At 68.8% G+C, this 13,284-nt stretch carries 15 protein-coding genes; 9 read left to right on the top strand and 6 right to left on the bottom strand.

Annotated elements, in window-relative coordinates:
• Positions 1–14 precede the first annotated feature (14 nt).
• From AAW14_RS05035 to AAW14_RS05015, 5 genes are all read right to left on the bottom strand, one after another.
• A complete protein-coding gene (locus AAW14_RS05035; RefSeq protein ID WP_265560275.1) occupies positions 15–1,178 on the bottom strand; it encodes an NAD(P)/FAD-dependent oxidoreductase in 1,164 nt (387 codons plus the stop codon).
• Positions 1,175–1,537: a bifunctional 3-phenylpropionate/cinnamic acid dioxygenase ferredoxin subunit gene (locus AAW14_RS05030; RefSeq protein ID WP_265560274.1), complete on the bottom strand. Its 363-nt coding sequence runs from the start codon at positions 1,535–1,537 to the stop codon at positions 1,175–1,177. Before AAW14_RS05030 ends, AAW14_RS05035 begins: the two co-directional genes overlap by 4 nt.
• Positions 1,538–1,844: 307 nt before the next feature.
• Positions 1,845–2,477: an MBL fold metallo-hydrolase gene (locus AAW14_RS05025; RefSeq protein WP_265560272.1), complete on the bottom strand. Its 633-nt coding sequence runs from the start codon at positions 2,475–2,477 to the stop codon at positions 1,845–1,847.
• Positions 2,477–3,562: an S-(hydroxymethyl)mycothiol dehydrogenase gene (locus tag AAW14_RS05020; protein ID WP_265560270.1), complete on the bottom strand. Its 1,086-nt coding sequence runs from the start codon at positions 3,560–3,562 to the stop codon at positions 2,477–2,479. Before AAW14_RS05020 ends, AAW14_RS05025 begins: the two co-directional genes overlap by 1 nt.
• Positions 3,563–3,763: 201 nt before the next feature.
• Entirely contained in the window at positions 3,764–4,669 is a 906-nt protein-coding gene (locus tag AAW14_RS05015; RefSeq protein WP_265560268.1) for an NmrA family NAD(P)-binding protein, read from the bottom strand.
• Positions 4,670–4,902: 233 nt separating this feature from the next.
• Here AAW14_RS05015 and AAW14_RS05010 point away from each other — a divergent pair, with 233 nt between their 5' ends.
• The 3 genes from AAW14_RS05010 to AAW14_RS05000 all read left to right on the top strand — a co-directional run bounded on the left by AAW14_RS05010 (position 4,903) and on the right by AAW14_RS05000 (position 6,789).
• Positions 4,903–5,463 (top strand): TetR/AcrR family transcriptional regulator, encoded by a 561-nt coding sequence (locus tag AAW14_RS05010; RefSeq protein ID WP_265560267.1) that lies wholly within the window; start codon positions 4,903–4,905, stop codon positions 5,461–5,463.
• A 356-nt stretch (positions 5,464–5,819) separates the two neighbouring features.
• Complete coding sequence (locus tag AAW14_RS05005) at positions 5,820–6,062, top strand: hypothetical protein (RefSeq protein WP_265560266.1); 243 nt, start codon at positions 5,820–5,822, stop codon at positions 6,060–6,062.
• A 337-nt stretch (positions 6,063–6,399) separates the two neighbouring features.
• Positions 6,400–6,789, top strand: coding sequence for a hypothetical protein (locus AAW14_RS05000; protein ID WP_265560265.1), 390 nt, complete (start codon positions 6,400–6,402; stop codon positions 6,787–6,789).
• 113 nt (positions 6,790–6,902) lie between these two features.
• On the opposite strand, the gene AAW14_RS04995 is transcribed toward AAW14_RS05000, so the two are convergent.
• Positions 6,903–8,138, bottom strand: coding sequence for an FAD-dependent oxidoreductase (locus AAW14_RS04995; protein WP_265560263.1), 1,236 nt, complete (start codon positions 8,136–8,138; stop codon positions 6,903–6,905).
• A gap of 104 nt (positions 8,139–8,242) precedes the next feature.
• Here AAW14_RS04995 and AAW14_RS04990 point away from each other — a divergent pair, with 104 nt between their 5' ends.
• From AAW14_RS04990 to AAW14_RS04965, 6 genes are all read left to right on the top strand, one after another.
• Positions 8,243–9,469 (top strand): cytochrome P450 family protein, encoded by a 1,227-nt coding sequence (locus AAW14_RS04990; RefSeq protein ID WP_265560261.1) that lies wholly within the window; start codon positions 8,243–8,245, stop codon positions 9,467–9,469.
• Positions 9,470–9,550: 81 nt separating this feature from the next.
• Positions 9,551–10,276: a ParA family protein gene (locus tag AAW14_RS04985; RefSeq protein WP_265560259.1), complete on the top strand. Its 726-nt coding sequence runs from the start codon at positions 9,551–9,553 to the stop codon at positions 10,274–10,276.
• A complete protein-coding gene (locus AAW14_RS04980) occupies positions 10,273–10,497 on the top strand; it encodes a hypothetical protein (RefSeq protein WP_265560258.1) in 225 nt (74 codons plus the stop codon). Before AAW14_RS04985 ends, AAW14_RS04980 begins: the two co-directional genes overlap by 4 nt.
• A 272-nt stretch (positions 10,498–10,769) precedes the next feature.
• Positions 10,770–11,714 (top strand): quinone oxidoreductase family protein, encoded by a 945-nt coding sequence (locus AAW14_RS04975; protein ID WP_265560257.1) that lies wholly within the window; start codon positions 10,770–10,772, stop codon positions 11,712–11,714.
• 31 nt (positions 11,715–11,745) lie between these two features.
• Positions 11,746–12,519, top strand: a complete 774-nt coding sequence (locus AAW14_RS04970; RefSeq protein ID WP_265560255.1) for an IclR family transcriptional regulator domain-containing protein — start codon at positions 11,746–11,748, stop codon at positions 12,517–12,519.
• 218 nt (positions 12,520–12,737) lie between these two features.
• Positions 12,738–13,103 (top strand): hypothetical protein, encoded by a 366-nt coding sequence (locus AAW14_RS04965; protein WP_265560253.1) that lies wholly within the window; start codon positions 12,738–12,740, stop codon positions 13,101–13,103.
• Positions 13,104–13,284: the final 181 nt, after the last annotated feature.

Here is a 13,284-nt window from a genome sequence, read left to right as displayed (position 1 = left end):
CGGCATGAGCGGTGTCAAGACGTCGTGACGGTGAGCTGCTTGCGCCAGCGGGTGAACACCCGCGGCTGGTTCATCGCGAGCACGGCGACCGGATGGCCGGCACGCCGGTAGACGGCAAGGAAATTGCGGTCGTCCGTGGCGCCTTCCTCGACCGTCACACTGTCTGCTCCGGTCGCATGGCCGGCGAACTGGATCTTCACCCCGTACTGGTCCGACCAGAAGTACGGCGGCCGGGGCACGCCCGGTTCCACCGCTCCCCACGACAGCAGCGCGGCGACGGCCGCGTCGGGGCGCTCCCGCGCACCGGTCCAGTGTTCGACGCGGCGGTGGACGCCCGCACGGGGGTCGTACCAGGAGGCGCAGTCACCGACCGCGACCACACCGGCCAGGCTGGTGCGGCCGTCCGCGCCGCACTTCACGCCATTGTCGAGCGCGACTCCGGATCCTTCCAGCCACTCCACACAAGGGCGTGCGCCCACACCGACGACGACGCTGTCGGCAGGGACACTTCGACCGTCCTCGAGCAGGACGGCGTCGACCCTCCTCTCACCGCTCAGCCCTTTGACGCCCACGCCGCACAACAGCCGTACGCCGTGGTCCGCGTGGAGTGCGGAGACGATGCCCCCCATGGCCTCGCCGAGCGGTCCGGCCAGCGGTGTCGGAGCCGCCTCGATCACCGTCACGTCGAGTCCGAGGGTGTGGGCGGTGGAGGCGACCTCGGCGCCGATGAATCCGCCGCCGATCACGACGAGCCGTCCACCACGGGCCAGTTGGTCCCGCAGGCCGCGGGCGTCGTCCAGGGTGCGCAGGACGTGCACTCCGGCCAGGCCGTCGGTGCCCGGCAGCCGGCGCGCGGCCGCGCCGGTCGCGATGACGATGCCGTCGACGCGGACTTCCCGGCCGTCGGCGAGCCGGATGGCGCGCTCCGTGCGGTCGAGTCCGGTGGCGCGGCTACCGAGCAGCCACTCCGCCTGCAGGTCCTCGTCGTCCGTCTCCAGCGCGAGATCCGCCTCGCCGATGCCGCCGGCCAGGAACTCCTTGGACAGCGGCGGCCTGTCGTACGGGCGGTGGGGCTCGTCGCCGATGACGACCAGCCGGCCGTCGTAGCCCTGTTTCCGCAGTGAGCGCGCCGCCGACAGGCCGGCCAGCGAGGCACCCACAACGGCCACTGTCCTCACGCGGGACCGCCGGCGAGCCGGGATGCGACGCAGGGCGGCAGATTGGGGGCATCCGTGGACACCCGGACGTAGATCATGCCGTCCTCCACGAGCACCTCATGGGTCCGGACCGGGAGCTTGGCCGGAGGGGCGTCTGCGGCGCCTGTCCTCAGGTCGAACTTGGAGGCGTGGAGCGGGCATTCCACCTCGCAGCCCTCCAACCACCCGTCGGCGAGCGACGCGTCCTGATGGGTGCAGGTGTCGTCGATGGCGAAGACCTCGCCGTCGTCGGTATGGAACACCGAGACCGGCGGATCGATGTCGAGCCGGTAGGCCTCGCCTCGCGGGAGATCCGCGAGACGGCACGCGGGAATCATCATGACACCTCGGTGCGTATAGCGAAACGGATTGCGGTAAGCGCAACATCAGTCTGAGGTCGGCCCGAAGCCTTGTCAAGGCACAAAGAGGTCGGGCCAAGCCGATGCTCGAGTTGCATAACATGCAACTCAATGTGTAATGAACAACAGCACGCGAACGGGGCCCGATGCCGGAGAGAGCGTGTTCCACCAGCTCAAGAAGGGCATCGGGCCCTAGCAGCTCCCATGTCGCGGGTGCGCGAAGGCGACCCGCCGCTTCGGCCCGCGGTGGGCGCGAGTCGGGGGCGGGCTCGTACGGTTCGGTGGGCGGTCAGAAGCCGCGGTCGATCCACTCCTGAAGGTGCGGGGCCTCCGCGGCGACCGTGGTCGTCTCCCCGTGTCCGGTGTGTACGACGGTGTCGCCGGGAAGAGTGAGCAGCCGGTCCCGGATGGAGTCGACGATCGTGCCGAAGTCGCTGTACGACCTTCCCGTCGCCCCCGGACCGCCCGCGAAGAGGGTGTCACCACTGAACAGCGCCGTCAGGCCCGGCGCATACAGGCAGACAGCGCCGGGAGCATGGCCGGGAGTGTGCAGAATCGTCAGCTCGACACCCGCGACCTTGAGGACCTGCCCGTCGGCCAGTTCGCCGTCGGGCATCCGGTCCGGGTAGGTCTGCTTCCACAGCGGCAGGTCGTCCGCGTGAAGCAGGATCGGGGCACCGGTGCGCGCCGCGAGTTCGGGCGCGGCATCGATGTGGTCGTTGTGGGCGTGGGTGCACACGATGGCCCGCAGGTTGCGCCCGCCAAGGGCTTGGGCGATCACGTCGGCGTCATGTGCGGCGTCGACGACGACGGCCTCGGTGTCGTCGCCGATGATCCACACGTTGTTGTCCACGTCCCAGGTGCCGCCGTCCAGCGAGAAGGTCCCCGAGGTGACGAGGCGTTCGATGCGGGCACCGGCCATCACAGGACCACCACCGAGCGCAGCACGTCGCCGCCATGCATCCGCGCGAAGGCCTTCTCGACCTCGTCCAGCGCGATGGTCTCCGTGACGAAGGCGTCCAGGTCCAGACGGCCCTGCAGATAGAGGTCGATGAGCATCGGGAAGTCACGGGAGGGCAGACAGTCGCCGTACCACGAGGACTTCAGCGCGCCGCCCCGGCCGAAGACGTCGAGCAGCGGCAGTTCGAGCTTCATCTCCGGGGTCGGTACGCCGACCAGGACGACCGTGCCGGCCAGGTCGCGGGCGTAGAAGGCCTGCCGGTACGTCTCCGGGCGGCCGACCGCCTCGATGACGACGTCGGCGCCGAAACCGCCGGTCAGGTCACGGATCGCCTCGACCGGATCGGACTCCTTGGAGTTGACGGTGTGGGTCGCGCCCAGCTTCTTGGCGGTGGCCAGCTTTCGGTCGTCGATGTCCACGGCGATGATCTTCGCCGCCCCCGCCAGGTTCGACCCTACGACCGCCGCGTCCCCGACGCCGCCGCATCCGATGACCGCCACGCTGTCACCACGTCCGACCTTGCCCGTGTTGATGGCCGCTCCGATGCCCGCCATCACCCCACAGCCCAGCAGTCCGGCGGCGGCCGCCGACGCCGCCCGGTCGACCTTCGTACACTGCCCGGCCGCCACCAGCGTCTTCTCCGCGAACGCGCCGATACCCAGCGCCGGAGACAGTTCGGTGCCGTCGGCCAAGGTCATCTTCTGCTTCGCGTTGTGGGTGTTGAAGCAGTACCACGGCCGTCCGCGCAGGCAGGCCCGGCACAGCCCGCACACGGCGCGCCAGTTGAGGATGACGAAGTCCCCGGGGGCGACGTCGGTGACACCCTCCCCCACAGACTCCACGACACCTGCGGCCTCGTGGCCGAGCAGGAAGGGAAAGTCGTCGCTGATGCCGCCCTCGCGATAGTGCAGATCGGTGTGGCAGACCCCGCAGGCCTCGATCTTCACCAGCGCCTCGCCCGGGCCCGGGTCGGGCACGATGATCGTTTCCAGGCTGACGGGGGCACCCTTCCCCCGCGCGACGACAGCACGGACCTGGTGAGTCATGGCCACTCCTCTGCTGTTACGAGACCCGAGTATCAGATGTTGCTCATTGCGGCACGCATCTCATGTGTCGCAACACAGCATCCTGGAGTGCCGACCCGGGGTCAAGGATTCGTCACACAGCACACCGCACGGGATTCCCGGGTCTTGGGACCACTGGGCGTTTGGCTGGGCAGAGCGGCGGTCCGGCCCCGGCCGTGCGGCTCAGCCCAGGTAGAAGTCCTTGCGAGCGGCTACGAACGCTTGGATGGTTTGGGCGGGGACACCAGTGACGCGTTCGACGTCGTCGGACGCGCGGTCGTAGCGGTTCTCGCGGTGGAGTCGGGCCATGGTGGCGATGTGCTCTTCTGTGTGTGGCGGCAGGCCCGCCTTGGCGAGCACGTCGGCCCGCCACCGGCCCAGCGGCACGTCCGCATAGGTCACGGGGCGCCCCAGCGCCCGTGCGAACTCCTCGGCCATCTCTGGCATGTCGACCGTGCGTGGTCCGGTGAGCTCGTAGACGTGTCCGATGTGCGGAGCCGGGTTGCGGAGCACGGTGGCGACCACCCGGGCGACGTCGTCGATGGCGACCGGCGACGTGCGCCCGGTACCGAACGGCAGCGCGATCGTGCCGTTCTCCCGGATCGACTGCGCCGCCAGCGTGGTGAACAGCGGATTGTCCAGGAACGCCGTCGGCCGGATGTGGACCACGGGCAGACCCGACCAGTTCAGTACCTGTTCCGCCAGCCAGTGCAGCCGCTGCTGGTGGGACTCCGCGGTGCTGGTGGCGGTCATCTGCGACACCGTCATCTGTGACATGTCGACCAGGCCGTCCAGGTGGCCGTGTTCGCGCGCCACGGTGGCCACCACCGTCGCGGCCAGCAGATGGTCCGGCGACACCGGCATCGCGAAGTACATCCGTCCGACACCCTGCAGCGCGGGCGCGACGGTCTCGGGCCGGGTCAGGTCGCCGACGACGACCTCCGCCCCGGTCGCGCGCAACTCGGCCGCGCGGTCGTCGTCCCGGCGGACCATGACGCGCGCCGGCACGTTCTGCGCGCGCAGTTGGTCGAGGACCGTGCGACCCACGCCACCTGCGCCGGTGATGAGAACAAGACTGCCGGCAGCCATCCGTTGATCTCCTTGGAGTAGTCGGTGTGATGTGATCACGCGTACATACGGCGTGCGACATGGATCAGGCGGCATCCACGGGCCTACGCCGCACCAGACGGGGGCGGAGGCCGACCAGGGCCCCGGCGATGACGGCCCACAACGCGAGGGTGATCACAACTAAATAGATTGTGAGGGAAATTTATTCCGGCCGTATGATAGATGCCAGTCGTCATCCGACCGAGGAGGTGTTCATGGGCCGCGTGTCACAGGCACAGGCGCGGGAGAACCGCAAGCGGGTCGTGGAGACGGCCTCCCGCCTCTTTCGCGAGCAGGGCACGAGCGTGAGCGTCGCCGACCTGATGCAGGCGGCGGGCCTGACCCACGGCGGCTTCTACAAGCAGTTCGACTCCAAGGAAGCCCTGATCGACGAGGCGGTCAGGCATGCCTTCGACGAACTGGCCCAGTGGCGTGCGACCGCCTTGCAGGGGCATGAGGGACGGCGCGAGGAAGCCCAGCGGGCCATGATCGACGCGTACCTGTCCTCCCGGCACCGGGACAACGCCTCCACAGGATGCCCCGCCGCGGCGCTCGCCGCCGACATGGCCCGCGAAACCGGTGACCGCGAGGCTCACCGCGCCTACGCGGAAGGCGTACAGGACTTCGCCGACTGGCTCGCCGACGACGACGAGGACGGCATCGCGCGGCTGTGCACCATGCTCGGCGCCGTCGTACTGGCCCGTGCCGTCAAAGACCCTGCCCTTTCCGACGAGATCCTCACCACCGCACGCGCGGCACTGTCCCCACCACACTGACCTGCGCCCGCGCCGCTGCGCGTGACGATGCAGTCCTACCGAAGGTGACCCTGTTCCGGAACGCAACAGGGTGATCCGGCGCCGAGGACCGCATGCGGGCCATGCGCAGGATCTCCGCCCCGACCGGGACGAGTTCGCGAATCACTACGGCCCCTACCGTCCCACGGTCGGGCGCGCCCTCGGGACCTCCCAAGACACCGGCGAGACGGACGAATAGGCCGATCGGGTGGCATCTTTTCGTGGGGATGCACGCTCGGGTACCTGAGGTAATCCTGAGGGTGCGCCTCTCGCCCGGCGCCCCATCCGAGGCGGCCGCTCGGGTCGACCAGGCGCACCTGATCGGAAAGGAGTTGCTCATGCAGAGTCGAATCGCACGCAGCCTTGTCTCAGGTCTCGCGGCGGCCATGCTGGCGACCGGAGCGGGAGTGGCTGCCGCAGGCACCGCCTCCGCAGCGTCCTCGACAACCGCCAGTGTGACGTCCCACCACACGGCGCCGACCGCGAAGTGCCGTACGGTCAAGGGCTACTGGAGGACGGTCAAGTCCCACGGCAAGACCACGCGCGTCTGGGTGAAGCCGCGCACCGTCTGCACCAGGTAGTAGCGGGCTCGCATTGACGGGTCGTAGGTCTCCGCGCTCAGGCCCCCTGCCTGTGCGCGGAGGCTGCGTGCGTGTAGATGCCCCCTGCCGGGACGGGTTCCGCGCCGGCGGTCATACCGGACCCGTTGGCCAGGCTCCTTACGGGCCATCTCACTCGGCGGATCCGACAGCCTTCGGAGTGGGGTTCGTTGAGCGCCTGCGCGGAGACAGCGACAGGCTGGTCGCGGCCGATGTGAATGATCGACGTGCAGACGTAGAAAATTCAGGTGACAATGGGCATGAACCGCACCTGAAAGGTCGAGCGGAAGTAGCCCCGTTATCGGACAAGGGGATAACTATGGCGGTCTTGATCTTGGCCGCTTTGGCCCTGGCCTTGGGAGCTCTGGCACTCATCATTGCGCTGTTCCGCTCCCGGAAGCAGGGAAACCTGACCGAGGAAGTCCGTTCCATGGCGGGACTCCTGGCCGTCTTGGGAAGCGACGGCGCGATATCGGCTGCCGCAGTCTGGGGAATCGGCTCAGTGTCGAAGGACAGCAATCAGGTCGTCGCACTCCTCACGAGTGCTTTCACTGCCATGACGGCAATAACTACGGCCTACTTCGGAATCAAAGCCGTCTCCAACACCGCCCAACGCGTGTTCGAGAATGGTCACGGCCGCGGTAAGGAAAGCCAGGACAGTACGCAGGGAAATCAGCCCCCGGGACAGGCGGGGCAGGGCCAGGAATAGCAATGCCCCACCGATCGGCCCCAGTTGGGCCGAACAGGCCGCCGAATCGTTGACCACAGCCGTGTGCGCGGGAAGTCCCGGCGCCAGAGCCAGTGGTAGCCGTGCTCCGCAACTCACCGCACCGACTCGGCGGGCGGACGCTCGCGCATCGCCCCGTAGCCGATGAAATACGCCGGTACGCGCCTGAACCACGGTGCGGTCGTGAACAGTTCACTCACCCGTTCCGCCCACCTGGCGTTGCCGAGGGGCGGGCGTCCCGCGAGGACAGGCGCGATGACCCGCGCGTGAGCGAAGCGCTGCAGTGTCTGCGTGGCCGCCGCGGTCGGCCACCGGCGTCGCTGGACGGCGCGTACGTCCGCGAGGCCGACCGCACCCCTGCGCAGCGGTTCGACGAGGTGCCGCGCGGCGGCAACGGCGTCTTGGACAGCGAGGTTGATGCCGATGCCGAAGACCGGTGACATCGCGTGCGCCGCGTCGCCGATGCACAGCAGTCCGGGGCGGTGCCAGTGCCGGAGGCGGTCGAGCCGTACGTCGAGCATCTTCACCTCGTCCCACGACCGCAGCGCATGCGCCCGGTCCGCGAGCCAGGGCACGGCGGCCGAGAAATCGACCATGAACCGCTCGAGACCGGCGGCGCGGCGCTCGGCGTCGGTGCCCTTGGGGATCAGCGCGGCGCACTGCCAGTACTCGCCACGGTCGATCATGGCCGTGAGGAACCCGTCGCCGGCTCCTCCGACGAGCCCGTGGGGGTCGCCTGCCCGCCGAGGCAGCCGAAACCACCAGGCGTCCATGGGGCAGGTGAACTGCCGGAGCCGCAGTTCGGGCCGTGACCGGGCCAGTGATCCCCGACCGTCGCAGGCGACCGTCAGGGTGGCCCGCAGTTCGCCCGTACGGCCGTCAGACGTGCGGTACCGCACCCCGGTGACCCGTCCACGCTCGACCAGGAAGGATGTCGCCTCGGTGCTCATCCGCAGGCGGAAGGACGGCTCCTTCCGGGCCTCGTCGGCGAGGAGGTCGAGCAGGTCCCACTGCGGCACCATCGCCACGTAGTTGTACGGGCCCGGCAAAACGCTGATGTCCGAGACGGTGACCAGCGAACCGTCCGCGCCCAGCGGCAACTGGACCGTGTTCACCCGACGTTGCGGCAGACGGGCGAAGCTCTCGGCCAGACCGAGGTCATCCAGTAGCGCCAGAGTCGACGGATGCACGGTGTCGCCGCGGAAGTCACGCAGAAAGTCGCCGTGCTTCTCCAGGACCGTGACGGCCACGCCGGCCCGGGCCAGCAACAGGCCAAGGACCATTCCGGCGGGACCGCCGCCCACAACGCAACACGTTGTCCGCTCCCTCACAGCCCCACCCTTCGGTCACATCCGCCACCCATGTCAATGGGACATATACCCTCAAAAACAGGAAGACCTTCGTCGTATGGATTCATGACGCCCCTGGAGGCCCGATGAGCCAGCAGCCGTGCCTTCTGCCCTATGCCGATCCGGCCTTCGTGGCGGATCCCTTCCCGCTCTACCGGCAGCTGCGCGAGGAGGGCCCGGTACGGCGCGCCGTCATCGCCGGGGGCCTCGAGGCATGGCTTGTCACGCGCTACGAAGACGGCCTCGCGGCCCTGTCCGACCCGCGGCTCAGCAGCGACTTCCGCGATGCGTCGGACCCCCGGCTCCTCGAGCGGCTGCCCGCCACGCAGCGCGAGACGATGCTGCGCACCATGCTCCGTTCCGACCCGCCCCACCACACCCGCCTGCGCCGCCTGGTCTCCAAGGCGTTCACCGCGCGCAGGGTGGCCGAGATGCGGCCTCGCGTCCAGGAGATCACCGACGGGTTGCTCGACGCGATCGTGCCCGCCGGCAAGGCCGACCTCATCGAGGACTTCGCGCTGCCGCTTCCGGTCACTGTGATCAGCGAACTGCTCGGAGTGCCCGTCGTCGACCGGCACGACTTCCAGCGGTGGACCGACGAAATGATCCTGCAAGGAGCCGAGCCGCCGGACCCGGCCCGGATGGACCATGCGTGGCGGCAGATGCGCTCGTACCTGTCCGGACTCCTCGAGGACAAGCGGGTCCGGCCCGAGGACGACCTCCTCAGCGCGCTGATCACCACCCGGGACGAGGAGCACCGGCTGGACGCCGACGAGCTGCTCGCCATGGCCTTCCTGCTGCTGGTGGCCGGATACATCACCACGGTCAACCTGATCGGCAGCGGCATCGCCGCACTGCTCGCCCGCCCTGATCAACTGCAGATGCTGCGGGACGATCCGCAGCTGCTGCCCGGTGCGATCGAGGAGTTCCTGCGCTACGACGGACCCGTCAACCCCGGCATCGCCCGGTTCGCGCGGGAGGACGTCACCATCGCAGGAGTGACGATCCCGAGCGGCGCGACCGTGCTCGTCGCCTCCGCCATCGCCGACCGCGACCCGGCGCAGTTCCCGGACCCCGACCACCTGGACATCACCCGGCAGGACAACGCGCACCTCGCCTTCGGGCACGGCATCCACTACTGCCTGGGGGCGCCGCTGGCCCGGCTCGAGGGCCAGATCGCCATCGGCACCGCCTTGCGCCGCCTGCCCCACCTCAGCCTGGCCGTGCCGCGCGGCGAACTGCAGTGGCGGCCGGGCGGTCTGCGCGGCCCCGAACAGCTGCCCGTCACGTTCGCCTCCGACGACTCCAGATGAGAGCGACTGCCCGCGGCCGCGTATACAGCACACTCGCCGGGCAACTCGTGGGCCCGGCGGCTTCGGCATTGGCCCATAAGAATGATTCACCGGCGCCGCAGGGTGAACGGGGAGAGTGTGCGTCCCGCATCGACGGCAGTCGGACGCTCGTGGCCGTTAGCGTTCGCTCTTGTGTCGCCGAGTTACGCCTTTGTGAATCTGAAACCCGGAGTGGGAAAGACGACCAGCGCAGTCTGGTTGGCTCATGCACTTCACGAGTCGGGCACCTCACCACTGCTGGTGGACAGTGACCCGGCCTCCTCCGCGCTGCGTTGGAGTGAACTGGCAGGTGGCTTCCCGTTTCCTGTGGTCGCCCTTCCGGTGGGCGACGTGCACCGGCGCGTGAACGACTTCCTCGGCAGCCGGCAGGCCGTCGTGTTCGACGCCCCGCAGCTCGAGGACCACGCCCACATCGCCCGGAGCATCATGAGGTACGCGAGCGAGTGGATCGTGCCGGTGACCCCATCCCCCATCGAGCTGGATCGCATGGCGCCCATCGGTGGCGAGATGGGCGACGTGCAGTCCTTGCGCGCCCAGCCGGCCCGCGCCGCTGTCCTGCTGAACCGCACGAATCGTCCCGACGCCACGCGCACCGGTCCCGATGCCGACGCCCGTGAAGCTCTCACCGAGCGGGGCTTCGACGTGTTGTCCACCCATATTCCGCGGCTCGACCTGTACGCCCAGTCGTTCGGCAGCCCCATCGAGGTCAAGGGCTCGGCGTACATGGACCTCGCCCACGAACTCATCAAGCGTCAGGACACGGCGTGAACCAGCGCAAGGACACCTACCGAGCCGCACTGCGGCGGGGACCGGAGGCAGCCGCGCCCCGGCCCGTCAAGGTAACTCAGCTGCACACCCGGTACGTCCGGGTGACCATCGAACTCGACCCTGCCTTGCCACGCGACCTGACCCGATGGGTGGGACCACCTGTATCCGCGCTCCTGCGCGCCGGCGCCGCCGTGCTGCGACCCCTGAGAAGCGCCGTTTGACATGTTTCCCGGCCACGAGGCCAGGGATTTTGGCCTGGGTCGTCCGACCCTTTCGGGGAGGTCGGCTCGAAGCGTTCCGTGCGCGCGAAGTATGGCCGTGTCTGGCGGCCCTGTACTCCAGCATGCCCGCGAACGTGGACCATCCCACGGCGTGTGCGGACTTGGCGAGCCGGTTACGGCCGGGGCCGGGCATCACCTGCAACTGGTTGAGGGCTTGTCAGGGCCAGTTAGGGTGGATGCCCAACCGTCGCCGTCAGTGGAGGAAAACGCCCGTGCGCGCTGTCGTCATGAAGTCGCTGGGAGGCCCTGAAGTACTGGAGATGGCCGATGTGCCCGAGCCCACTCCGCCACGTGCTCACCGCGTGATCAACGTCCGCAAAGCCGGTGTGAATTTTGCTGACACGCATGTGCGGACTGGTACCTATCTCGCAGACATTGAGCTGCCCTATACCCCGGGCAACGAGGTGATGGGCGTGGACGACAAGGGCGAGCGGGTGGTGGCGCTCACACGGGGCGGCGGGTACGCCGAGCAGGTCGCCATGCACAGGATGACCTGCTGGCCGGTACCGGACGATGTCACCGACGAGCAGGCGCTTGCGGTCACGCTCCAGGGCAACACCGCATGGCATCTGCTGCACACGTGCATCCGGCTGACGTCGTCGGACACCGTGGTCGTCTCCGCGGCAGCCGGGGGCGTGGGCACGCTCGCCATGCAGCTGGCAGCACAGGCCGGCGCCCGCGTCATCGGCCTGGCCTCCACATCGGAGCGCCGGGCCCTGGCGACCGAGTTGGGCGCCTCCGCCGTGGTCGACTCCCGTGCCGATGACCTGACGCAGGCCGTCCTGGACGCCGCCGGGGGCCCTGTGACTGCCGTCCTGGAGATGACGGGCGGACGGGTCCACGAGCAGCTCCTCGCGACGCTCGCGCCCCTTGGGCGGATGGCTGTCTACGGCTACGCAGGCGGTACGCCCGCCCCGGCATCGGGTCGGCTGCTGCTGGAGCGATCCCTGACCGTTCAAGGCCTGTGGCTGCCGCACCTTTACAGCGTGCGCGGCGCCCTGGCCAACTCCATGAAGGAACTGTTCGACGCCGTCGCGGCCGGGACACTGCGCCCCGTCATCGGCCAGGAATGGCTTCTGAAGCAGGCCTCGGATGCACACCGCGCTCTGGAGAACCGCACCGTTACCGGTAAGGCGATGCTGCATGTCTCCAACTGAACCGACCACCCAGGCGATATCGGAGGAGTCCATGCCAACGATCCCGGGAGGGCCGGGCGTTGCGGACCGGGCGCACTTCGTGCGGCAGGTTCTGGCGGAGCTCGGCCCTGGTGCTCACTCCCTCCGCGACATTGCGGCAGCGGCCGGTCTGGACGACTCCACGACGTCCCGGATTCTCACCGCTGGCATCTACCGGGAGATCTACGAGCGCCCCCGGCGCGGCATGTACCAGCCGGCACCCCCGCCGTCCGATCTGGCCTACGCACTCCCCCAGGGGCCGACCCGCGACGAAGCGCACCAGGCTCTGCAGGCGCTCCGCGAGGCTACTGACGGCGGCCTGGTCTTCCTCTACACGAAGTCGCCGGGGACGACGGCCGGCCGACAGTGCACGGACATGGCCGTCGGCGACAGTGACCTGGCCGACCTGGGCATGACTGCGCACGACGTGATGTCGGTCATCCGCAGCCTACGCACAGGTGCCAGCGGACGGGCCATCCTCGCCTACCTGCCCGAGGCCGTCCAGGCGCACGTGCTGGCCGAACCCGTGCCGGACGGGGCAGGCCCGGGAGTCATCCGCGACGCCGACCAGCTGACGGCCTCACTCGTCGAGATCCGCGAACTCGGTTTCGCCCTGGGCCACCAGGAGTGCATGGCGCACTGGAACAGCATCGCCGCGCCGGTCTTCGACGGCGACTCGATCGCAGCGTCCGTGCTGTTGCTGCGCCCGGCCATGCAGATGCAGCGGGCTCCGGTCGCGTACATCGACGCGACCAGGCGCGCTGCTGCCGCGCTCAGCAAGCACTGAGAAGCTGTTTCAGAACCGGTGATCTGTGACGTCCGTGACTGGTGGACCGGTCGGTGGTGCCGGGCGCCGTGGGCCGCAATAGGGGCTGGAATCGGCCATGTTGGCTTGGCGTCTGGTGATGTTGGTGGTGCGGGGTGCAGCCTGGGTTGCATCGCCGGGCCGGGGTTCCGCAGCCGACGCAGGACGCCGACGCTTCGGCCCGTGTCGGATGGTGCGCCATGGCTCCAATGGTGGAGATGGTCGGGAAGGTCACACGGAGCCGTTACGACGAGCTGGTGGCCGAGTCCTTGGACCTGGTGGAGGAGGACACCCGCTGTCAGTTCGGGCTCGGGGACGCGGCGTTAGAGTTGGAGCCGCTTCGCGGGCACGGGGGTCATCTGCCGCTCGACGAGGGTGATCAGAGTGTGGCGGAGTCGCTGCGGCTGTTCGCCGATGAGATCGGGCTGTCCTTCTATACCGTCCGTACGCAACGGTGGGTGGCCGCGCAGTGGGGTCCCGTAGAAGGCGGAGGACACGCCGACAGTGCGGTCAACGGGTCGGTGGACGGCCTTGCCCGAGTACGACAGCTGGACGCGAACAGGTAGCAGGTCACCAGCTCGCCGGCGAGCATCACCATGACATCTCCGAAGTAGACCTCGGCCTCGGCACCGGGCCTGTGGGACGCGCACCTCGGCTGATGAGCTGGGCCCTTCGGCACAAGGAATCCACAAGAAGCGCTCTTACTCTCGCTGGCCCACCGACCGGCAGACTAGTGGGAGTTGAGAG

This window comes from Streptomyces hygroscopicus (assembly GCF_026168105.1).
Taxonomy (GTDB): Bacteria; Actinomycetota; Actinomycetes; order Streptomycetales; family Streptomycetaceae; genus Streptomyces; species Streptomyces hygroscopicus_D.
Note: the sequence above shows the minus strand (reverse complement) of the source record. Positions and strands in the feature narration are given on the sequence as shown.